The sequence below is a fragment of the Caballeronia humi genome, from assembly GCF_001544475.1.
Lineage (GTDB): Bacteria > Pseudomonadota > Gammaproteobacteria > Burkholderiales > Burkholderiaceae > Caballeronia > Caballeronia humi.
This window is the reverse complement of record NZ_FCNW02000016.1, coordinates 36,972-59,262: the sequence shown is the minus strand read 5'-3', so window position 1 is coordinate 59,262 and position 22,291 is coordinate 36,972. Positions and strand designations below refer to the sequence as shown.

The 22,291-nt window shown below is 62.8% G+C and carries 20 protein-coding genes and 2 pseudogenes; 12 read left to right on the top strand and 10 right to left on the bottom strand.

Annotated features, from left to right (window positions below):
* Positions 1-33: 33 nt before the first annotated feature.
* The 3 genes and pseudogenes from AWB65_RS16590 to AWB65_RS16580 form a co-directional block, all read right to left on the bottom strand.
* Positions 34-1,230, bottom strand: coding sequence for an aminotransferase-like domain-containing protein (locus tag AWB65_RS16590; protein WP_087668200.1), 1,197 nt, complete (start codon positions 1,228-1,230; stop codon positions 34-36).
* A gap of 224 nt (positions 1,231-1,454) precedes the next feature.
* Positions 1,455-2,393: a DMT family transporter gene (locus tag AWB65_RS16585; protein ID WP_087668199.1), complete on the bottom strand. Its 939-nt coding sequence runs from the start codon at positions 2,391-2,393 to the stop codon at positions 1,455-1,457.
* Positions 2,394-2,729: 336 nt separating this feature from the next.
* Positions 2,730-3,392 (bottom strand): annotated as a pseudogene (locus AWB65_RS16580) (VOC family protein); the annotation flags it as partial.
* 176 nt (positions 3,393-3,568) lie between these two features.
* Between AWB65_RS16580 and AWB65_RS16575 the strand changes: the two are divergent.
* The gene (locus tag AWB65_RS16575; protein WP_087668197.1) at positions 3,569-5,020 is read left to right on the top strand and encodes an aminotransferase-like domain-containing protein; all 1,452 of its coding nucleotides are present in this window, start codon (positions 3,569-3,571) and stop codon (positions 5,018-5,020) included.
* A gap of 111 nt (positions 5,021-5,131) precedes the next feature.
* The gene (htpG, locus tag AWB65_RS16570) at positions 5,132-7,036 is read left to right on the top strand and encodes a molecular chaperone HtpG (RefSeq protein WP_087668196.1); all 1,905 of its coding nucleotides are present in this window, start codon (positions 5,132-5,134) and stop codon (positions 7,034-7,036) included.
* A 59-nt stretch (positions 7,037-7,095) separates the two neighbouring features.
* Here the strand turns inward: htpG and AWB65_RS16565 are convergent, their stop codons facing one another.
* The gene (locus AWB65_RS16565) at positions 7,096-7,353 is read right to left on the bottom strand and encodes a hypothetical protein (RefSeq protein ID WP_087668195.1); all 258 of its coding nucleotides are present in this window, start codon (positions 7,351-7,353) and stop codon (positions 7,096-7,098) included.
* Positions 7,354-7,521: 168 nt separating this feature from the next.
* On the opposite strand from AWB65_RS16565, the gene AWB65_RS16560 reads away from it, so the two are divergent.
* The 8 genes and pseudogenes from AWB65_RS16560 to AWB65_RS16525 all read left to right on the top strand — a co-directional run bounded on the left by AWB65_RS16560 (position 7,522) and on the right by AWB65_RS16525 (position 15,377).
* On the top strand, positions 7,522-8,172 hold the full coding sequence (locus AWB65_RS16560; RefSeq protein ID WP_087668194.1) for a chorismate--pyruvate lyase family protein: 651 nt from the start codon (positions 7,522-7,524) through the stop codon (positions 8,170-8,172).
* The gene (locus AWB65_RS16555; RefSeq protein WP_200821733.1) at positions 8,172-8,645 is read left to right on the top strand and encodes a DNA-deoxyinosine glycosylase; all 474 of its coding nucleotides are present in this window, start codon (positions 8,172-8,174) and stop codon (positions 8,643-8,645) included. The genes AWB65_RS16560 and AWB65_RS16555 overlap by 1 nt, the downstream gene beginning before the upstream one ends.
* A 512-nt stretch (positions 8,646-9,157) precedes the next feature.
* Entirely contained in the window at positions 9,158-11,125 is a 1,968-nt protein-coding gene (locus AWB65_RS16550) for an alkyl/aryl-sulfatase (RefSeq protein WP_087668192.1), read from the top strand.
* Position 11,126: 1 nt separating this feature from the next.
* Positions 11,127-11,252: pseudogene (locus AWB65_RS36965) on the top strand (DNA-deoxyinosine glycosylase); the annotation flags it as partial.
* The gene (locus AWB65_RS16540) at positions 11,249-12,172 is read left to right on the top strand and encodes a class I SAM-dependent methyltransferase (RefSeq protein ID WP_087668191.1); all 924 of its coding nucleotides are present in this window, start codon (positions 11,249-11,251) and stop codon (positions 12,170-12,172) included. The pseudogene AWB65_RS36965 and the gene AWB65_RS16540, both read left to right, overlap by 4 nt.
* Before the next feature lie 205 nt (positions 12,173-12,377).
* Entirely contained in the window at positions 12,378-12,623 is a 246-nt protein-coding gene (locus AWB65_RS16535) for a DUF3311 domain-containing protein (RefSeq protein ID WP_087668190.1), read from the top strand.
* Positions 12,623-14,173 carry a monocarboxylate uptake permease MctP gene (gene mctP / locus AWB65_RS16530; RefSeq protein WP_087668252.1) on the top strand — a complete coding sequence of 517 codons (1,551 nt, stop codon included), beginning with the start codon at positions 12,623-12,625 and terminating at the stop codon, positions 14,171-14,173. The genes AWB65_RS16535 and mctP overlap by 1 nt, the downstream gene beginning before the upstream one ends.
* A 109-nt stretch (positions 14,174-14,282) precedes the next feature.
* The gene (locus AWB65_RS16525) at positions 14,283-15,377 is read left to right on the top strand and encodes an FUSC family protein (protein WP_087668189.1); all 1,095 of its coding nucleotides are present in this window, start codon (positions 14,283-14,285) and stop codon (positions 15,375-15,377) included.
* A gap of 8 nt (positions 15,378-15,385) precedes the next feature.
* On the opposite strand, the gene AWB65_RS16520 is transcribed toward AWB65_RS16525, so the two are convergent.
* The 6 genes from AWB65_RS16520 to AWB65_RS16495 form a co-directional block, all read right to left on the bottom strand.
* Complete coding sequence (locus AWB65_RS16520) at positions 15,386-15,814, bottom strand: VOC family protein (RefSeq protein WP_087668188.1); 429 nt, start codon at positions 15,812-15,814, stop codon at positions 15,386-15,388.
* 151 nt (positions 15,815-15,965) lie between these two features.
* A complete protein-coding gene (gene tal, locus AWB65_RS16515) occupies positions 15,966-16,919 on the bottom strand; it encodes a transaldolase (protein WP_087668251.1) in 954 nt (317 codons plus the stop codon).
* A gap of 221 nt (positions 16,920-17,140) precedes the next feature.
* A complete protein-coding gene (locus tag AWB65_RS16510; RefSeq protein WP_087668187.1) occupies positions 17,141-18,325 on the bottom strand; it encodes a benzoate/H(+) symporter BenE family transporter in 1,185 nt (394 codons plus the stop codon).
* A 72-nt stretch (positions 18,326-18,397) separates the two neighbouring features.
* Positions 18,398-19,573 carry a vWA domain-containing protein gene (locus AWB65_RS16505; RefSeq protein ID WP_087668186.1) on the bottom strand — a complete coding sequence of 392 codons (1,176 nt, stop codon included), beginning with the start codon at positions 19,571-19,573 and terminating at the stop codon, positions 18,398-18,400.
* 10 nt (positions 19,574-19,583) lie between these two features.
* Positions 19,584-20,174: a GNAT family N-acetyltransferase gene (locus AWB65_RS16500; RefSeq protein ID WP_087668185.1), complete on the bottom strand. Its 591-nt coding sequence runs from the start codon at positions 20,172-20,174 to the stop codon at positions 19,584-19,586.
* A 22-nt stretch (positions 20,175-20,196) separates the two neighbouring features.
* A complete protein-coding gene (locus AWB65_RS16495) occupies positions 20,197-21,039 on the bottom strand; it encodes an AAA family ATPase (protein ID WP_087668184.1) in 843 nt (280 codons plus the stop codon).
* 377 nt (positions 21,040-21,416) lie between these two features.
* On the opposite strand from AWB65_RS16495, the gene AWB65_RS16490 reads away from it, so the two are divergent.
* Positions 21,417-21,782 (top strand): c-type cytochrome, encoded by a 366-nt coding sequence (locus tag AWB65_RS16490; protein WP_087668183.1) that lies wholly within the window; start codon positions 21,417-21,419, stop codon positions 21,780-21,782.
* A 74-nt stretch (positions 21,783-21,856) separates the two neighbouring features.
* Positions 21,857-22,234, top strand: a complete 378-nt coding sequence (locus tag AWB65_RS16485; protein WP_087668182.1) for a c-type cytochrome — start codon at positions 21,857-21,859, stop codon at positions 22,232-22,234.
* Positions 22,235-22,291 lie beyond the last annotated feature (57 nt).

The window sequence follows — 22,291 nt, the reverse complement described above, 5'->3', positions numbered from 1 at the left end:
GTTGAAGTGCGTTGAACGTTCAAAGCGCGCCGGTCACAGGCGCGCGCGGATCAGCGCGCCGAGTTTCGCGACGCCTTCGTTGATCTTCGCCGGCGGCACCGTCACGAACGAGAGGCGCAGCGTGTTGTGCTCGGGGTCGTTCGCGAAGAACGGCCCGCCGGGCACAAAGGCGACGTGTTCCGCGATGGCGGCTTCGAGCAGCTTCATGGTGTCGATGTGCTTCGGCAGCGTCACCCAGACAAACATGCCGCCTTCCGGACGGTTCCATTCGACCCCGGCCGGCATGTGATGTTCCAGCGCCGCGAGCATCGCCGCGCACTGGTCGCGGTAGAGCGCGCGGATCGTCGGCACGTGCTTGTCGAGGAAGCCGTCTTTCACGACTTCGTGGACGATGCGCTGCGTGAGGCTCGGCGTATGAAGATCGGTCGCCTGCTTGGCCTGCACGAGCTTGAAGTGCAGTTCCTCGGGCGCAATGATGTAGCCGACCCTGAGACCCGGCGCGAGCACCTTCGAGAACGAGCCGAGGTGGACGATGTGATCGGGCGCCATGGACAACATGGTCGGCAGCGGGGCGCCGGCGTAGTCGAGGGCGCCGTACGGATCGTCCTCGATGACCGGAAACGCCGCCTTCTGTGCGAATTCCGCGAGCGCGCGGCGGCGTTCCAGCGGCAGGCGCCGGCCCGTCGGATTCTGGAAGTTCGGCTGCGCGTAGAGGAGGCGCGCGCCGTCGATCAGTTGCGCGTCGAGTTTCTCGGGGATCAGCCCGTGCTCATCCGTCGGAACCTGGACATAGTTCGGCTCGAACAGTGAAAACGACTGCAGCGCGCCGAGGTAGGTCGGCGTTTCGACGAGGACACGGCTCGACGGATCGACCAGCACTTTGCCGAGCAGGTCGAGCGCCTGCTGCGAGCCGGTCGTGATCAGCACCTGCGACGCGCGGATGTGCGCGCCGCCCACCGAATAGCGCGCGGCGACCCACTCGCGCAGCGGCATGAAGCCTTCGGTCGCGCTGTACTGGAGGGCGGCGGCGGGGTGGTCGCGCAGGATGTGCTCGGAGGCGCGGCGCATTTCCTCGACGGGGAACGTCGCCGGCGACGGCAGGCCGCCCGCGAAGGAAATGACTTCAGGCCGCTCCGTGACCTTCAGAATCTCGCGGATCGCCGAGCTGGTCAGCTTGCGTGCGCGTTCGGAAAGTTGCCAGGGCGTGGCGCGAAGTTCGGCTTGATTCATGGGTTCCTCGGTCGTCTCGGTGCAGCGGGGCTGCGTTTTTGGAGTGGGCTGAATTTCGTTCGGGCGCGTTGCCCTTCAACGGCAGGTGGTCGGTCGTAACAACTTCGGGCGCGCGTCTCGAAAACATCCATTATCGCTCGGGGCCGCCATCTTGAGTTCGTCGGGCGGACGGCTTGCGTCGGCCCGACCGCAGCGGGGCGCGGCGGAGCGCCCGCTCGCCGGTGTCATCTCGAATTCGTCGGCCGCGCGACGGGCGCAGCCGCCACAGTGGCACGCGGCGCGGTACGCACGGCTGTTTTCCTGCCGATCATAACGGTCGCGATCACCGCAGCCGCATAAATCCAGGTCGACGCCTCCACGTGTTCGCCGAAGAACAGCGCTGAGAACGCCATCGTGAAGAAGATCTGCAGCAGTTGCACCTGTCCGACGCGCGCGATGCCGCCCATCGCGAGGCCCGCGTACCACGCAAAGAACCCGATGAATTGCGAAAAGAGCGTCACGTAGCCGAACGCGAGCCACGTGCGCAGCGCGAGCGGCTCCGGGTGCGCGGCGTGATGCGCCCAGGCGAGCCAGCCGACCGGCAGCACCAGAAACGGCGCCGAAAGCACGAGCGCCCAGCAGATCACCTGCCAGCCGCCCATCTGCCGCGCGAGCCGCGCGCCTTCCGCATAGCCGAGCGCGCCGATGCCGACCGCGACGAGCATCAGCAGGTCGCCCGCCTGCAAGCCGCCGCCGCCCGCCTGCAACGCGAACGCGACGACGATCGCGCTGCCCGCGAGCGCGCTGAACCAGAACGCCTTCGACGGCCGCTCGTGCGAGAGCCACGCCGCGTAGATCGCGACGCACAGCGGCTGCAGCCCGTTGACGACCGCGCCGTGCGACGCCGGCACGGTTTTCATCGCCCAAGCGGAGAACACCGGAAACGCGATGATCACGCCCAGCGCGACGACGCCGAGGCTCTTGACCTGCGGCCACGTCGGCCAGCGTTCGCGGCGCCAGGCGAGCAGGGCGGCGGCGGGGATCGCCGCGACGAGCGCACGGCCGAGCCCGTTCAGGATCGGATGGACTTCCTGCACGACGATGCGGGTCATCGGCAGAGTGAGGCTGAATATGATCACGCCGATCAGGCCGAGCAGCATGCCTTCGGTTTCGCGGGACTTCATTACGAGCGGTTCTCCAGTTTTCAGCGCAGCGGTTCGGATGACCGCTTCGCGCGTTGTGAGTCGTCGGGGGACGCGCCCGGTGACCGGTTATTCGGGGTGGTGCGGTGTTGCTGGCGGGTGGGCGGCGTCGGAAGGTTCCGGCGACGTGCGCGAGTCCGGTCGCGATACGGCTTCAGCGGCCGGTGATTCTGCTTCTTCCTGCGGTTGGTCTACCAATTGCGCCTGCGGTTGCACCTTCCCCCGCCGACGCGCCTTCTTCGCCGCCTCGGCCGCCTCCGCTTCCGCGCGCCGCGCCGTTTCGACCGACTCCGCCGATTGCCCCATCGTCACGACCGACCCATCGGGCAGTTCAAACTCCGCGACGATCGCGGGCGCGCCAACCGTCGCCTCGACGCGCATCAGATGCTCGACGCCCAGCCACGCAAGCTGCTCCGCAACGATTTCCGCCTGCGGGTGAAATCCCGTCAGCGAGCGCAGCGCGATGCCCGTCTCCGGCAGCACGGTCGACGGATGCAGCGGCGTGTCCCACTGGATCAGCGAGGGCACGACACCATCGCCCACGCCTTGCCACGAAGGAAACGCGCCGTCGTCGGGGACGGTCAGGCCCCAGGTGTTCGCGCCGCGCGTCATCGGCACGACCGGCGCGATGCGCTCGGGATACTGCGCCCGCCAGCGTCCGAGCGACTTCGGCCGATCCACGCGCGCCACCCAGTGCACGAGCTGCGGGCCGTCCTCGATCCGCCGCTGCAACGCGGGATCGTCGAGCGCGTAGAGCCGCGCGCGGGGGGTATCGGCGGGCAACGCGTCCGGGTCGATCGCGATCACTTCAATGTAGGCGCCGCCCCACAGGTTCAGCAGCCGGTTATGCGTGCGCATCAGCGGATGCGCGCCGCCACCAGCCGTCGCCGTGCCGAACTTCGCAACGACGAATCGTTCGCCTTCTTCGAGCGAGCGCGCGGCAATGACGAGATGATCGAGTTTCAGGGCAAGAGAAGTCATGGCTTTCCGTCTTACGAAAATAGGGGCACTAGCTTAAACCTTCTGGCGACCCCGCTCGCTCGGGGAATGTCGAATGTAGCGCCTAACACCTGCACAGTAACGGTACAATCGGAAACATACTATTCGGTACAGTTTTCAGCCGATTCCGTTTCAAACTTTCCGACGACGGAGCCGTCATGTCCGTACCTCTCGACCAGATTCCCGCACCGCACGACGCGCCTCAACTGACGCTCGTCGATCAGCTTGTCCAGTGGGGCCGGCGGCGGATCGACGAGCGCGTGTTCCGCCCCGGCATGCGCATGCCGTCGATCCGCAAGCTCGCGCTCGACAAAGGCGTGTCGCGTTTCACGGTCGTCGAGGCGTACGAGCGACTCGTTGCGCACGGTTATCTCGATTCGCGTCGCGGCTCCGGCTTCTACGTGCGCGACCGGGCAGCCCCGGCGGCCGTCTTGAGCGTTGTCCCCACGCCGGAGCGCGAACCGGTGCGCAGCACGATCGACGTCGTCTGGCTGCTGCGCAACATGCTGCATACCTCCAGCCCGGAAAAGGGGCCGGGACTCGGCTACCTGCCCGGACGGTGGCTCGACGGCGAGTTGCTCACCAACGCGCTGCGCTCGATGAGCCGCCAGAGCGGCGCGCAGATGCTCGGCTTCGGCACGCCGCAGGGTTTCCTGCCGCTGCGCCAGCAATTGCAGACGCGGCTGGAAGAACTGGAGATCGGCGCATCGACGCAGCAGATCGTGCTCGTATCCGGCATCACGCAGGCGATCGACCTGATTTCGCGCATCTACGTCCAGCCGGGCGATACGGTGATCGTCGGCGATCCGGCGTGGTTCCAGATGTTCGGGCGCTTCGCGTCGCAGGGCGCGCGGCTCGTCGGCATGCCGTATACGCCCGATGGACCCGATCTCGACGCGCTCGAAACGATGGTCCAGACCTGGCGCCCGAAGATGCTCGTGATCAATTCGGTGCTGCAAAATCCGACCGGCACGTCGCTCACGGCCGCGCAGGCGTTTCGCATTTTGCAACTCGCACAGGCCTACGATTTCATCGTCGTCGAGGACGATATCTACGGCGATCTCTGCCCGCCCGGCTTCGCGGCGACGCGCCTCGCGAGCCTCGATCAACTCAAGCGCGTGATCTTCCTCGGCAGCTTTTCGAAGACGCTGGCGGCGAATCTGCGCGTGGGTTACGTGGCGGCGTCGGCGGAAGTGGCAAAGGCGCTCACCGACCAGAAGATGCTCGTCGGCATGACGAGTCCGGAGCTGAACGAGCGCGTCGTCTACAAGGTGCTGACTGAAGGCCACTACCGGCGTCATGTGGAGCGCCTGCGCGCGCGGCTCGACACCGTGCGCGACAAGACCGCGCGGATGCTGGAGCGCACCGGTTTCCGGCTCTTTTCGGAGCCGTCGGCGGGCATGTTCCTGTGGGCCGACGCGGGCGTCGATTCCGAGGGCCTCGCCGCAGCCGGGCACGAAGCGGGGTTTCTGCTCTCGCCGGGAAGCCTTTTTTCGCCGCACCAGTCGCCGACCACCTGGATGCGCTTCAACATCGCCAATTGCGGCGATCCGGCGCTTCCGGCCATGCTCGCGGGCCATCTCGACAAGGCCGCTCGCCGCGCCTCTTGAAAATCCCGCGTCAGCCCCAATTTGTCGCACGATTCGACAAATTCGCACCAGGCGCGCGCCTTTGACGGCGCCGCTGCCATTCCACCGAAAACCCAACTAGAGGAACCGACCGTGGCGCAAGAAACCATGAGCTTTCAGGCAGAAGTGAAGCAGCTTCTGCATCTGATGATCCATTCGCTCTACAGCAACAAGGAAATTTTCCTGCGCGAGCTGATCTCGAACGCTTCCGACGCCGCCGACAAGCTGCGCTTCGAAGCGATCGAAAACAGCGCGCTCTATGAAAACGATTCGGACCTGCGCATCCGCGTGTCCATCGACAAAGCCGCGCGCACGATCACCATCGACGACAACGGCATCGGCATGAGCCGCGAGGAAGCGATTTCGCACCTCGGCACGATCGCGCGCTCGGGCACGAAGGAGTTCTTTTCGAAGCTCTCCGGCGACCAGCAGAAAGACGCCGCGCTCATTGGCCAGTTCGGCGTGGGCTTCTACTCGGGTTTCATCGTGGCGGACAAGGTGACGGTCGAGACGCGCCGCGCCGGATTGCCGGCAAGCGCCGGCGTGCGCTGGACGAGCGCGGGCGAGGGCGATTTCGAAGTCGAGGACATCGAGCGGGCGCAACGCGGCACGACGATCACGCTGCATCTGCGCGCTGAAGAAGACGAACTGCTCTCCACGCATCGCCTGAAGTCGATCATCCAGAAGTATTCGGACCACGTCGCGCTGCCGATCCTCATGGCGAAGGAAGAGTGGGATGCGGAAAAGGGCGAGATGGTCACGAAGGACGAAGACGAGACCGTCAACCAGGCGAGCGCCCTCTGGACGCGCGCGAAAAACGAGATCACCGACGAGCAGTACAAGCAGTTCTACCAGCACCTCTCGCACGATCACGACGATCCGCTCGCGTGGACGCATAACCGCGTCGAAGGCCGCAGCGAGTACACGCAGTTGCTGTACGTGCCGAAGCACGCGCCGTTCGACCTGTGGAACCGCGATCATCGCGGCGGGTTGAAGCTGTACGTGAAGCGCGTCTTCATTATGGACGACGCCGAGCAATTGCTGCCGCAGTATCTGCGTTTCGTGAAGGGCGTGGTCGATTCGTCGGACCTGCCGCTCAACGTCTCGCGCGAAATCCTGCAGGAAAGCCGCGACGTGAAGGCGATCCGCGAAGGCGTGACCAAGCGCGTGCTGTCGATACTGGAAGAGATCGCGTCGTCGTCGGCGGAGGCGACGGAAGAGGCGGACAAGCAGAAGTACGCCACCTTCTGGAAAGAGTTCGGACAGGTGTTCAAGGAAGGCATCGGCGAGGACTTCGGCAATCGCGAGCGCATCGCGAAGCTCGTGCGTTTCGCGTCGACGCAAAACGCGACGGCCGAGCAGAACGTGTCGCTTGCCGACTACGTGTCGCGCATGAAGCCCGAGCAGACGAAGATCTACTACGTCACCGCCGATAGCTGGCAGGCCGCGAAGAACAGCCCGCACCTCGAAGTGTTCCGCAAGAAGGGCGTCGAAGTGCTGCTGCTGACCGATCGCGTCGATGAATGGATGCTGTCGTTCCTGAACGAATTCGACGGCAAGCCGCTCGCGAGCGTCGCGCGCGGTGACCTCGATCTCGGCGCGCTGAACGACGAGGAAAAGCAGCAGCAGGACAAGGTCGGCGAGGAAATGAAGCCGCTCGTCGAGAAGATGAAGGAAGCGCTCGAAGGCAAGGCGAAGGATGTGCGTCTCACGTTCCGTCTCACCGATTCGCCGACGTGTCTCGTCGCCGATGAGGGCGACATGAGCGGCTATCTGCAACGCATGCTGAAGGCGGCTGGGCAGCAGGCGCCGAGCATGCAGCCGATCCTGGAAGTGAATCCGGAGCATCCGCTGGTGAAGGGCCTGAACAGCGACAGCGCGAATTTCAGCGACTGGTGCCATCTGCTCTTCGATCAGGCGTTGCTCGCGGAAGGCGGCTCGCTCGAAGATCCGGCGAGTTTTGTGAAGCGTACGAATACGTTGTTGCTTGCGCGGTAAGTAGCGCTTCGTTCCATCGGAAAACGCGCTGCCGGGTTGCCCCGGCAGCGCGTTTTTTTTTACTTCAGCTTGCGTTCCTTGTTGGATTGCGCGAGGACCGACGCCGCGAGCGTCTTTGTCTCCTTCGAATACTTGTCGCTATGCAGGACTTCGCTGGCCTTGTGTTCCATCTCGGCGCTCGTCTGCTTGTCGCTGTGTGATTGCGAAAGCGCGGAAGCCGCGAGGCTTTTCGCAATCGCCGACGCCTTCGGATCGTGCAGCGTCTCAGCCGCGAGATGCGCAACTGTTTTGGATGTTTGCTTTTTGTTGTCAGACATTGAATGTCCTCTCAGTGAGTTTTGAAGCGATTTTTGATCGACTCGCATCGTTTGTCGCGATGCGAGACCGGCCATATCGTCCGATGACCGGCGCGGCAGTTTCGATCGCCGAAATGGCTGGTTCCATACGATTCGTCCTAACTGGATGACGGTTTTATAATCACCGCCATGCCGATCCCCACCAATCCCGTCGATTCCCACTGGCGCATCGCGCCGCTTCCCACGCTCACCGACGATCAGAAAGACTGGCTGACGCGCGGCGGCTCGCTCACCGCGCATTTGCGCACGCTCGGCGCGGTCACAGTGGATGTCACGCGCGAAGCCGTCGATATGCCGTTCGCCGACGAATGGCGCGCGCTGCGCGTCGCGCCGCGCACGCCTTGCTGGGTGCGCGAAGTCGTGCTGAGAGTCGATGGCGTGGCGTTCGTCGCGGCGCACAGCATCGTGCCGCTCGATAGCAGCGCGGGTATCTGGCAGGCGATGCGCGCGCTGCGCACGCGTCCCCTCGCGGAGCTTCTCTATAGCGACAGCAGCGTCGCGCGTTCGGCGCTCGCGAGCCGTCGCGTGACGGCGCGACATGCGTTGCATCGGCTTGCTGTTGGGCTTATCGATGATGCGAAAGCGCATACGCTGGTCGCGCGCCGATCGGTATTCGAGCGGCATCGCGCGCCGCTGATGGTCACCGAATGCATGTTGCCCGCGTTGTGGGCGCGGCTGTTGTCGCCGGGGACGCCGCATGAATCGCATCGCGAGCATTCGCGTCCGCTCGGGCATCTGACCTCGCACGCGACACGCGCAACACGCGCGGAGGCGAAGTGATGCTTCAAGGTTTTCCCCCGATCGCCAATGGAGCCACGCACACGCTGATTCTCGGCAGCTTTCCGGGCGTCGCGTCGCTTGTAGCGACGCAGTACTACGCGCATCCGCGTAATCAGTTCTGGCGGCTCGTCGGCACCGTGATCGGCGAATCGCTGCACGAGCTTCCCTACGACGCCCGCGTCGAACGCCTGCTCGCGCACGGCATCGGCCTGTGGGACGTGCTCGCCGCGTGCGAGCGCAAAGGCAGTCTCGACGCCGCGATCCGCCACGCGAATCCCAACGACTTCGCTTCCTTTCGCCGCCACGCGCCGCAACTGCGCAAAGTCTGCTTCAACGGCAAGACCTCGGGCCGCTTTGAGCCGGTGATCCGCGCGGCGGGGTACGCGACGCTCGTGCTACCGTCGTCGAGTCCGGCGCATGCGATGTTGTCGTTCGAGCAAAAACTGGCTGTGTGGCGGCAGATTGCTGATTGAAATTGGATGCGGCCGGAAGAGGTGAGTACGCTCAGTAGAGCGTCGGTTTGCGACCCGGAACTACTTTCAACAGGAAATGACTTCTGCGGCGGTTTTCAAGTTTCTACGGCCGTTCGCTATGGCCACGCCGATCATCGGCGATTGCGGGGGTCTGTAAGAGCTACTACGGGACATCCGTCCGTTGGCTAAGAAGTCGACTATTGCGCTCCGCCAATCACATCAGCGGCTAATCCGCTTCAATTGCTGCCTCCGAAATCGCCCGTGTATGCCACTTGTTCGAAATTGTGATATCGGTGTCATGTTTGAGTGGAATGAGCGTAACTGAAAAATTACCTCGTGTCGCAATTTCGACTCCGTGTGGGTGACAGCGAGGCCGAGTCCCCCAATAACGCGGATTGGACTGATTGCACTGCTGCAGCCAAAAAAGAAATCAGTCAATTTTCCAGTCCGTGTTCGGGTCCAATTCAGCGTCAAATTAGTTTTCGCTGACCATCACGACCGGAGATCAACGCATGCTTGGAATATCTCGTTTGCAATCGGTTTGCGCCGTCCTAACTATCGCCTGCTGCATCGACGTCAGTGTTGCTGCGCCAAACCCTGCTACCGAAGCGACTCGGAAAGCCAATCAGGCAATAGCAGATTACCTGCCGTTTTCGAAGACCCAGGATTTCGATGACGCTCGACACGGATTCATCGCCGACGTTCCAAATCCAATTATCAAAGGCAGCGCCGGCAACACGGTGATCGATCTTTCTCAGTATGACTTTTTGAAGCAGAGTGGACCGGCTCCAGCGTCGGTTAATCCGAGTCTCTGGAGGCAATCGCAATTGCTCGGTATTCGCGGGCTGTTCAAAGTTGTCGATGGCATTTATCAGGTGCGCAACATCGACCTTGCCAACATGACCTTCATCCGCGGCAAGACTGGCTGGGTTGTAATCGATCCACTCACATCCACGGAAACCGCGAAAGCTGCCGTTGACCTGATCAATAGCAAGGTGGAGAACCTACCCGTCACCGCCGTGATCTTCACGCATTCGCATGTCGATCACTTTGCGGGCATACGAGCGATAGTGGATGAAAAGGATGCGCGCGCCGGCAAAGTGCCGGTGATCGCGCCGGAAGGCTTTATGGAGGAGGCGGTCAGCGAAAACGTGTTCGCCGGCAACGTGATGAGTCGGCGCGCGTCGTACATGTACGGCAATCTTCTGCCGAAGGACCCGGAAGGCAACGTGGGCGGTGGTCTCGGGCTCACCACGGCGGCCGGCACGATTACCCTTTTTGAGCCGACCAAAATTATTGACAAGACAGGAGAAAAGCTGACGGTTGACGGCATCGATGTTGTCTTTCAGATGGCGCCAGGCACAGAAGCACCAGCCGAGATGCTGTTCTATTTCCCGCAATTCAAGGCGATCTGTCTCGCCGAGGATGCAAACCACACCCTTCACAACATCCTTACCTTGCGCGGCGCAAAGGTGCGCAGCGCACAGAAATGGGCGAGTACGCTGGATCAGACAATCGACCTATGGGGCAGCGACGCGGTGGTTTCATTCGGCAGTCACCACTGGCCGCAATGGGGTAACGACCGCGTCGTCGAACATCTGGAAAAGCAACGCGACCTATACAAATACATCAACGATCAGACGCTGCGTATGGCAAATCAGGGCCTTACGATGAATGAGATCGCCGAACAGTTCGTGCTGCCGGATAGTCTGGCGAAAGAATTTTATAACCGCGGCTATTACGGCGATCTCAAACATAACGTCCGCGCTACGTACCAACTTTATCTAGGATTCTGGAATGCCAATCCGGCCGACTTTAACCCGTTACCGCCCGTCGAAGAGGCGAAGCGATACGTCGAGATGGTCGGAGCGGACAAAATGATTGCGACGGCCAAGGCAGCATATGCCAAAGGCGACTATCGGTGGGCAGCGACCGTGGCGAACAAAGTCGTGTTCGCGCAACCCAGGAACCAGGCGGCACGCAACATCGAGGCGGACGCGCTGGAACAATTGGGATACCAAGCGGAATCGGGTCCGGCTCGTAACTTCTATCTCTCGGGAGCGCAGGAACTGCGCGGCGGTGTCAAGAAAATGGCGACGCCAAATACTAGCTCTCCAGACATCATTCGCGGGATGACGACCGATATGTTCCTCGACTTTCTTGCCATTCATCTGAATGGACCAAAAGTCGGCGACAAGTCCTACGTCTACAACCTGAAGTTCCCTGATATCAAGGCGCAGTATGTCCTGAAAGTAAAAAATGGCGTCATGAATTACAGCAAGGACAAACAGTTAGACAAAGTAGATGGCACGGTCACCCTCAACCGCTCGGCACTGGATGACATTGCGCTTGGCAAGCTAAAACTGGGCAATCTGACCGACAGCGGAGATGTGACCATCGAAGGAGACAAGGCGAAGTTTAAGGAGATGCTGGGCAACTTTGATAAGTTCGACTTCTGGTTCACTATCGCCGAGCCTTGAGCGAGGCGAGCCCGTGATCCGCGCGGCGTCGTACACGACGCTCGTGCTGCCGTCGTCTTGTCCAGCGAATGCTATCCTCACGTTCGACCAAAAATTGCGCCTGTGGCGCGAGATCCTCACGACATGACGAAACTCATCAAGCGCGCGTCCGCCGAAGCACGTGCGTTCGGCGGCAAAAAGCACGAAAAACACGACAGGAACGACAAACGCTCGAAGCGCGAGCGCGCCGACGACGATCTCGACGACGCCCCGCGCATCGAAACACCGCGCAAGCCGCGCTTCGCGCCCGTGACGTTCTCGGAAGAGGGCGGCGTGCGCTTCCTGCATTTCGGCACCGAATGGGTCCAGGGCGCGATGCGCCTGAAGAAGCCGAATCACATCGAACTCGAATACGCGCAGCAGATGATGGCGTGGCTGCTTTTCATCGAGACGCCGAAGCGCATCGTGCAACTCGGCCTCGGCGCGGCCGCGCTCACGAAGTTTTGCCACAAGTTCCTGAAGCGCGCGAAGGTCGAGGCGGTCGAACTGAATCCGGCCGTCGTGATCGCGGCGCGCACGATGTTCGAGCTTCCCTCCGACGACGCCCGTCTCATCGTCAACGAGCAGGACGCGTGGGAATTCGTGAACGATCGCGCGAATCACGGCACGATCGGCGCGCTGCAAATTGACGTCTACGATGCCACCGCGCGCGGTCCGGTGCTCGACAGCGTGTCGTTCTACCGCGCGTGCCGCGCGTGCCTGACGCAAGATGCAGGCGTCGTGACGATCAACCTGTTCGGCGATCATCCGAGCTTCGTGCGCAACATGAAGCGCCTGAACGAAGCCTTCGACGGCCGCGTGATCGCGTTGCCCGAAGTGCACGACGGCAACCGCGTGGCGATCGCGTTCGCGGGTCCGGATCTCGATGTGCCATACGCCGCGCTCGAAAAACGCGCGAAGCTGGTCGAAAAAGAACTGAACCTGCCCGCGCGCGAGTGGGTCCGGGCACTCGCAAAATCGGCGGCGGAACATGTAAGCGAAGGCACGCAGGAACGCTTCGCGATCTAGGCCGGAAACCCAGGCGCACAGGCGTTGTGCGCTGTATTACATGTTGCTTTCAAGTCTGTCGAATGCATCGGGTTCGCCCTGCTTGACCCTGTATTAGGCATCCATATACTCCTCCTGTTATTTTGAGACGCTTGCCGCTCAGTGGTCTGTCTATCCGACGACGCGCTGGATTCAACCAAATCCAAGAACAATAGAGGAGACCGTCATGGCTCACGAAGCTGCGACCGGCACGGGGCAACCCCGCAACAAGAAATGGCTGTGGCTTCTGATCATCCCCTGGATCGGGGCCGTCTCGGTGCCGTTCTATAACAAGATCGAGCCCGAGCTCTGGGGCTTTCCGTTTTTCTACTGGTTTCAGTTGCTTTGGGTGCTGGTGAGCGCGGCGATCACCGCGGTCGTCTACTCGAAGACCAAGGCGCTCCCGACGCGCAAGCCGGGAGCCTCGCGATGATGAATTCCACCGCAACCTTCGTTTTCGTCCTGTTCTTCGTCGGCGTCACGATTCTCGGGTTCATCGCAGCGCACTGGCGCAAGGGCGATCTCGCCCAGCTCGATGAATGGGGCCTCGGCGGCCGCCGCTTCGGCACGGTCGTCACGTGGTTCCTGCTCGGCGGCGATCTCTATACGGCCTACACGTTCGTGGCCGTCCCGGCGCTCGTGTTCGGCGCGGGCGCGATGGGCTTCTTCGCGCTGCCGTATACGATCATGATCTATCCGTTCGCGTTCGTCGTGTTCCCGAAGCTGTGGAGCATCGCGAAGCGTCACGGCTATGTGACCGCCGCCGACTTCGTGCGCGCGCGCTACAACAGCCGTATGCTGGCGCTGGCCGTCGCGGTGACCGGCATCGTCGCGACGATGCCGTATATCGCGCTGCAACTGGTCGGCATCGAAGTGGTGATCGGCGGCCTCGGCTTCGACACGAAGGGCTTCGTCGGCGATTTGCCGCTGATCATCGCGTTCGCGATCCTGGCGGCGTACACGTACACGTCGGGCCTGCGGGCGCCTGCGATGATCGCGGTCGTCAAGGACGTGCTGATCTACATCACGATCATCGCGGCGATGATCGTCATTCCAGCGCAACTGGGCGGCTTCGGCCACATCTTCAGCACGATCCCGCCGGCCAAGCTGCTGCTGAAAGCGCCCGATGCCGCGAGCCTCAACGGCTACAGTGCCTACGCGACGCTCGCGGTCGGCTCGGCGCTCGCGCTGTTCCTGTACCCGCACTCGGTGACGGCGATCCTGTCGTCGAATTCGGGCAACACCATCCGGCGCAACATGGCGCTGTTGCCCGCGTATTCGCTGGTGCTCGGGCTGCTCGCGCTGCTCGGCTACATGGCGCTCGCCTCGGGCGTGAAGGACATGCCGGAATACGCGCCGTACTTCAAGGCGTTCGGGCCGAACTTCGCGGTGCCGGCGCTCTTCCTGCACTACTTCCCGTCGTGGTTCGTCGGGGTGGCGTTCGCGGCGATCGGTATCGGCGCGCTGGTGCCAGCGGCGATCATGTCGATCGCGGCGGCCAACCTCTACACGCGCAACGTGCATCGCGAGTTCGTGAATCGCGGCATGACGCCGGAGGAGGAGACGAACGTCGCGAAGATGGTGTCGCTGCTGGTCAAGGTCGGCGCGGTCGTGTTCATTCTCGCGCTGCCGCTCACCTACGCGATTCAACTGCAACTGCTCGGCGGGATCTGGATCATCCAGACGCTGCCCGCGCTGGTGCTCGGCCTTTACACGCGCGTGCTCGACCACCGGGGATTGCTGCTCGGTTGGGCGGTGGGGATCGGTGTCGGCACATGGATGGCGGTGTCGCTGAAGCTCGCAAGCTCGATCTTCACCGTGCATCTCTTCGGCTATGCCGTGCCGGGCTATGCGGCGGTGTGGGCGCTGGTGGTGAACCTGGTGGTGTCGATCGTCGTCAGCGTGCTCGTGCGCATGATCGGGCTCACGCGTTCCCACGATCACACGAAGCCGGAAGATTATCTCGACGTCGTCGAAAACTGAACGGGGCGCACGCCTCGCGATGAACCAGAACGCCCGCCACGCAAGTCGCGGGCGTTTTAGCTGATGCCGCCGTAGAATCGATCCCCAGACCCGCGGCCGAGCCTCCATCATGCCTTCACTTGATTCGCCGACGTCCCGCCGCAGCCACACACGGCGTTTCCTGCACGTCGTGGCGTCGCCGTACTACCGCTACAAGCACGCGAAATTCATCCACGCGATCCGCGTCGCGCTCGCGATGGCCGCATCGATCGCGCTCACGACCGGCGTGAACATTCCGCATGGCGTGTGGGCATCGGTGACGTTGCTCGTCGTCATCGGCGGGTTGCAGCATCACGGCAACATTCGCAAGAAGGCGGCCGAGCGCGCTCTTGGCACGCTGTTGGGCGCGGGGCTCGGGCTGTCGCTGATCATCGTGCAGGCCGTATTCGGCTCGCTGCTGCTGACGTTCGTGCTGATGTCGGCGATCGCCGGCGCCTGCGCGTACTACGCGATCGGCAAGGCGGGCTACGTCGCGTTGCTGACCGCGATCACGATGGTGATCGTCTCGGGTCACGGCGACTTGCCGTTCGACGTCGGCCTGTGGCGCACGGCGAACGTGCTGATCGGCATCGTGATCGCGCTCGGCTTTTCGTTCGTGCTGCCGCAATACGCGACGTATTCGTGGCGTTACCGCTTGGCCGACAACCTGCGCGAATGCGCGCGCCTCTATGCCGCGATCCTCGAAGGCAGGCCGCTCGACCCCGAGCAGGTCACGCGGCGCTTTCTCGTGCTGAGCCAGCGCCTCGTGCAATCGCGTTCGCTGATGGATTCGGTGGCGAAGGAGATCGACGTGCCCGTTTCGATGCTCGAAGAAATCCAGCGGCTGCATCGTTCGATTCTGGCGGCGCTGGAGATGATGGCGACGTCCGACGCCGGCAGCGCGCGGGTGCTGACCGCCGATTCCAGCGCCGAGGAGCGCGCCGTGCGGCAGACGCTTTTGCTGATGGCGCGGGCGCTGCGCTTCGGGCGTGTCGGCTTGCTGCACGCGGCGGCGTACGAATTGGAAGTGAAACCGGGTATCGATGTCGCGCATCCGCAGGCCGACATGCAGGGCATGCACTGGCTCGCGATGCGCCTGGCCGAACAGGTGAACCGGCTGCGCCTGCGCCTGATCGAAATCGAGCGGCACTGGAATCTCGAAGGCGCGCAGCCGTTTTTCCGTTAAGAGCCGATTCAGGCGGGGTTTGCAGCGTCCTCATGCGCGACGCTGACCATCCACGGCACGCCGAACCGGTCGACGAGCATCCCGAAGCCCTTTGTCCAGAACGTCGATTGCCACGGAATCAGCGATTGGCCGCCATCGGAGAGGGCGGCGTAAAGCTTCTCGCCGGATGCGGTGTCGTCGACGGCGATCGACAGGCTGAAGCCCGCGTAGCCCTTCGACTGCGCGCCCTTCATGCCGTCGGAGGCAAGCACTTCGCGGTCGCCGATGCGAAACGTCGCGTGCATGACTTTCTCCTGCCAGTCGGGCGGCGTGTCGGAGGCTTCGGGCGAGTCCTTGAAGCGCATCAAAAACAGCGTTTCAGCGCCGATCGTTTCGCGATAGAACGCGAGCGCCGCTTCGCAGTTGCCGTTGAAGAAGAGATAGGTTTCGAGACGCATGATGACTCCGTGAGACGGCGGGCGGCCCGCCAGTCCGGGAAGTCTAGTGCAGCGTGCGCCCGCCTGGCACGCGCGGAACGGTCAACAAACGTCAAACGGCTCCGAAACGATGACGCTTCGGAGCCGCTGGTTCTTGCCAATCAAGTGATGATTATTGCAGCGCCGCGATCACCTTTTCGAGCTTGATCGCATCGGCGGCGAAGGTGCGGATGCCTTCCGCGAGCTTTTCTGTTGCCATCGCGTCGTCGTTGACGGCGAAGCGGAAGCTCGGTTCATCGACGGCGATCTTGTCGATCGAATCGTTCGCCACCGCTTCCGGCGACAGCTTGCGCTCGACCGTGTCGTTGCTTTCCGCGAGCTTCTTGAGCAGATCGGGGCTGATCGTCAGCAGGTCGCAGCCGGCCAGTTCCGTGATCTGGCTCACCGTGCGGAAGCTCGCGCCCATGACTTCCGTCTTGTAGCCGAACTTCTTGTAGTACGCGTAGATCTTGCGCACCGATTGCACGCCCGGATCGTTCGCGCCGCCCATTTTTTTGTCGTCCCATTCCGCGCCCGCCGACTTCTTGTACCAGTCGTAGATGCGGCCGACGAACGGCGAAATCAGCTTGGCGCCCGCATCGGCGGCAGCGACGGCCTGCGCGGGTGCGAACAGCAGCGTCATGTTGCAGTTGATGCCTTCCTTCTGTAGCACTTCGGCCGCGCGGATGCCTTCCCAGGTCGACGCGAGCTTGATCAGCACGCGTTCGCGCTTGATGCCGGCGTCTTCGTACAGCTTGATGAGCTCGTGGCCCTTCGCGATCGAGTTCTTGGTGTCGAACGAGAGGCGCGCATCAACTTCGGTCGATACACGGCCGGGGATGATCCTGAGGATTTCGGTGCCGAAGGCGATCAGCAGATGATCGATGATCTGGCCGACCGGCTTGCCCGCGTGCTCCTTCACGGTCTTTTCGAGCAGCGGCTTGTAGTCGTCCTTCTGGACGGCCTTCAGGATCAGCGACGGGTTGGTCGTCGCGTCACGCGGCTTGAACTGCTCGAGTTGCTGGAAGTCGCCCGTATCGGCGACGACGGTGGTGTACTGCTTGAGCTGGTCGAGAGCGGTTGTCATATCGAGTCGTCGGCGCGGTGGCGCCTTGTCAAGGATGCGGATGGCCGCGTTGAACATCGGTCGCGACGCCGTGCGTTTCGCACGGCGCGCCCTGTAGTCATTCTATTCCTGCGTGCGCGGTTCGCGCTGATACCCGCGCGACGGGCATCGGTTCGACCCGTGCCGTCAGCATGCGTTCATCGTGTGAAGATTGCGCGACGCTTTCAGTATCAGTCTTGCCCTCAGGCGCGGCGGGCGTTCAGCACGATCTGCGTCAACACGCCCGCGACCAGGCCCCAGAATGCCGACCCGATAGAAAGGAGCGTCAGGCCCGAAGCCGTCACCATGAACGTGACGAGCGCCGCCTCCCGCTGGCGCGCGTCGTGCATCGCGTTCGCGAGACCGCTCATGATCGAGCCGAACAGCGCGAGTGCCGCGACCGAGACGACCAGTGCCTTCGGAAACGCGGCGAACAAAGCGGCAATCGTTGCCCCGAAAACACCCGCGAGCAGATAAAAAATACCGCACCAGACGGCTGCCATGTAGCGCTTCGAGCGGTCGGCGTGCGCTTCGGGGCCGGTACAGATCGCCGCCGTGATCGCCGCGAGATTCACGCCGTGCGAGCCGAACGGCGCGAGCACGAGCGACGCGAGCCCGGTGGTCGCGATGAGCGGCGCGGAGGGCGTCGTGTAGCCGTCGGCGCGCAGGACGGCGACACCCGGCACGTTCTGCGACGCCATCGCCACGACAAAAAGCGGAATGCCGATGCTGACCGCCGCCGCGATCGAAAACACCGGCATCGTGAAGACGGGCCGCGCGAGCGCGACGTGAAAGCGGCTGAAATCGAGCAGCCCGAGCGCGCCCGCGACCGCGATTCCGGCGACGAGCGTCAAGGGAATCGCGTAGCGCGGCACGAGGCGCTTCGCGACTAGATACGTGAAGAACATCGCGAGAACGAGCGCCGTCTGAAACTGCGCCGCGCGGAAAATCTCGATGCCGATCTCGAACAGGATGCCCGCCAGCAGCGCCGACGCGATGCCGGCGGGAATCCGTCGCATGATCGTGTCAAAGAGGCCGGAGAGGCCGACGAGAGTAAGCAGCACGGCGCAGACGATGAACGCGCCGATCGCCTCCGCATACGCGACGTTCGGCAGTGACGAGACGAGGAGCGCGGCGCCCGGCGTCGACCACGCGATCACGATCGGCGCGCGGTATCGCAGCGAGAGTCCGATCGTGCAAACCGCCATGCCGATCGACAGCGCCCAGATCCATGAGGAAATCTGCGCGTCGGTGAGATGCGCGGCGCGGCCCGCCTGAAACATCAGCACGAGCGAACTGGTGTAGCCCGTCATCATCGCGACGAAGCCGGCGACGACAGCCGACACCGAGGTATCGGAGAAAGGCGAGAGGGCAGTGGAGTTGCACATGCGGGGAGCAGCGTCGAGGAAAAGCGCGCATGTTACGCGCTCCGTTCGCAAGGCGGCAATGCGCTTGCCCGCCTACTTCGACAACGCCCGCATCGCCGCTTCGAGGCCCGCGAGCGTGAGGCCGTACATACGGTTGCCGAGCACCTGCCGGATCACCGAAATCGACTGCCGGTATTCCCACAGCCGCTCGGGCTCCGGATTGAGCCACGCGTGATGCGGAAACTGGTCGGCGAGACGCCTGAGCCACACGGCGCCCGCCTCGGCGTTGTTGTACTCCACCGATCCGCCCGGCTGCAGCACTTCATAGGGGCTCATCGTCGCGTCGCCGACGAAGATCAGCTTGTAGTCGGGTGTGAACTTGTGCAGCACGTCGAAGGTCGGCGTGCGCTCGCCGTGGCGACGCCGGTTGTTCTTCCACAGATAGTCGTAGACACAGTTGTGGAAATAGAAGAATTCGAGATGCTTGAACTCGGCCTTCGCCGCCGAAAACAGTTCCTCGACGCGCTTGATGTGATCGTCCATCGATCCGCCGACGTCGAGCAGCATCAGCACTTTCACGTTGTTATGGCGCTCCGGCACCATCTTGATGTCTAGCCAGCCGGCGTTCGCGGCCGTGCTGCGGATCGTGTCGGGCAAATCGAGTTCTTCGGCCGCGCCTTCGCGCGCGAAGCGGCGCAGGCGGCGCAGCGCCACCTTGATATTGCGCGTGCCGATCTCGACCTGATCGTCGTAATCGCGATACGCGCGCTCGTCCCACACCTTCACCGCCGTGCGATTGCCCGACGACTCCCCGCCGATGCGAATCCCTTCCGGGTTGTATCCCCCGTGCCCGAACGGCGACGTGCCGCCCGTCCCGATCCACTTGCTGCCGCCTTCGTGACGCCCGGTCTGCTCGTCGAAGAGCTCTTTCAGGCGCTCCATCAGCTTGTCGAGGCCGCCGAGCGCTTCGATCTGTTTCTTCTCCTCGGGCGTGAAATCGCGCTCCATGCGCTTTTTCAGCCAGTCGAGCGGGACGTCGAACGCGGTTTCATCGAGCGCCGCCACTCCGTGAAAATACGCGCCAAACGCCTGATCGAACTTGTCGAAGTACTTCTCGTCCTTGACGAGCGTCATGCGCGCGAGGAAGTAGAACTCATCGAGCGACGGTGCGATCACCTGCGCCTTGAGCGCTTCGAGCAGCGTCAGGTATTCCTTCACCGACACCGGCAGCTTCGCACCGCGCAACGAGTAGAAGAAGTCGATCAGCATGATGTTCGCCTCAGCTTTCCAGCCGGTGCTTGAGATGAATCCGCACGGCCGGCCACTCCGATTCGATGATCGAGAACACGACGGTATCGCGATACGCGCCATCCTTGCCGATCTGGTGATTACGCAGGATGCCGTCCTGCCGCGCGCCGAGCCGTGCGATCGCCGCACGCGACTGGTGGTTCATGAAGTGCGTCCGGAACTCGACGGCGATTGCGCTCAGCTTCTCGAACGCGTGTGAAAGCAGCAGCAGCTTCGCTTCGGAGTTGAGCGCCGTGCGCTGCACGCGCTTCGCGTACCACGTATGCCCGATTTCCAGCCGCCGATGCGCCGCTTCGACGTTGAAGTACCGCGTCGATCCGACGACGTCGCCCGTCTTCGCATCGATCACGGTGAACGGATGCGCGCCGAGGTTATCGCGCATCGCGAGCGCGGCGTCGATCCACGCACGCGTGGCGCCGGGCGCGGGCACGCTCGTGTACCAGAGCTTCCACAATTCGCCGTCGGCGGCGGCGGCTTCGAGCGCCGCTTCGTGTTCGAGCGAAAGCGGAACGAGCTTGACGTGCTGTCCTTCGAGCGTGACGGGTTCGATCCAGCGGTTCATGCGTTCGATTCCTCGATGTCGATCAACGGTTGTTGCGGTTCATGAAAAGCAGGCGCTCGAAGAGATTCAGGTCCTGTTCGTTCTTGAGGAGCGCGCCATGCAGCGGCGGCACGATCTGCTTCTGGTCGGTCGAGCGCAGCGCCTCGGGCGGAATTTCTTCGGCGAGCAGGAGCTTCAGCCAGTCGAGCAGTTCGGACGTCGACGGCTTCTTCTTCAGCCCCGACACGTTGCGCAACTCGAAGAAGCTCTGCATCGCGGCGGCGAGCAATTCCTGCTTGATGCCCGGAAAATGCACCTCGACGATCTCTTTCATCGTCGACGGCTCGGGGAACTTGATGTAGTGGAAGAAGCAGCGGCGCAGGAACGCGTCGGGCAGTTCCTTCTCGTTATTCGACGTGATGATGACGAGCGGCCGGTGCTTTGCCTTCACGAGCTCGTGCGTCTCGTAGACGTAGAACTCCATGCGATCGAGTTCGCGCAACAGGTCATTCGGGAATTCGATGTCGGCCTTGTCGATTTCGTCGATGAGGAGCACGGTCTGCTGGTCGGCCTCGAATGCCTGCCACAGCACGCCCTTCACGATGTAATTGCGGATGTCCTTCACGCGCTCGTCGCCGAGTTGGGAATCGCGCAGGCGCGAAACCGCGTCGTATTCGTACAAGCCCTGCTGCGCTTTCGTCGTCGACTTGATGTGCCATTGCAGGAGCGGCATGCCGAGCGCGGCTGCGACTTCCTCGGCGAGCATCGTCTTGCCGGTGCCGGGTTCGCCCTTGATGAGGAGCGGACGCTGCAGCGTCATCGCGGCGTTGACCGCGAGCTTGAGATCGTCGGTGGCGACGTACTGCGATGAGCCTTCGAAACGCATGGCAAGGAATCCGGTAGGCAAAAAAACCCAGTATAAGTCAGATGGGCTGTTGTCATGGACGCGCGGCGCTTATGCTGTGAGCCGCGCTGTTACTCGCACGGCGAGCGGTCTCGGAAGCCGGTTTGCGTTTCGCGCGCGGCCGCTTGCCTGCGGCATCCGGACGCAGGGCGCGAAATCGCGCGCACCCCCGTCCGGTGGACGCATGGTGGGTCGCGCGGTACAATTAGCGCGATTTTTTTGGCCTGCGTGGCTAGAGCAAAAGAAACAGTAGAGAGACGAGCGTCCCGAGAAGGTCGTGATGCACTCGATGCGGGCCGTGGCCCTTCTGTCGGACATCGGGCGCGCCGGATTTCCCCTCATGCTAGGTTAGAGAAGCTATGAACAAATTCATCGGCAAATGTGCCGTGATCGCAGCGCTGTCGGGCCTCGCCGGCTTCGCGACCCAGGCGTCGGCCGATGTCGTCGGCAACGCGAAGGCGGCCGAGAGCAAGGTAGCGATGTGCATCGGTTGCCACGGCATTCCGGGCTACCGCACGGCGTATCCCGAGGTCTACAACGTCCCGATGCTCGGCGGCCAGAACGCCAAGTACATCGAAAACGCGCTGCACGCGTACAAGAAGGGCGACCGCCACTTCGACACGATGCGTGCCATCGCCGCGTCGCTGACCGATCAGGACATCGCCGACATTGCCGCGTACTACGCCGCCCAAACCCCCTCTTCGAAGAACAATCCCGACAAGTGATCCGCGCGCAGAAGACCCAGCCAGGTTCCGGCGCCAGTCACTCGGCAATCAAATTTCGCGGGATAGGAGAATTCATGAAAGCCTCTCAGGCACTCCCTACGGTGTTCAAGACAGCATGCGCGGCGGCGCTGATCGGTCTTTCGTCGATGCACGCGGCGCACGCCGCCGACATCGCCAACGGCAAGGCGCTCTCCGACAGCCACAATTGCCAGGCCTGCCACGGCCCGAACCTCAACGCGCCGGTGAGCGGCGAGTACCCGAAGCTCGCGGGCCAGCACGCGACGTATATCTACTGGGCGCTGCGCCAGTACCAGATGGGCAACGGCAATCCGAACTTCGGGCGCAGCAACGCGATCATGTCCGCGCAGGTACAGAACCTGTCGCAGAGCGATCTGAAGGATCTTTCGGCTTATATCGAATCGCTGAAGGGAACTTTGGTTTTGAAGAAATAGGCTCCGTTTTCAGGCTTTTGAACGACAACACCCCGCTTCTGCGGGGTGTTGTCGTTT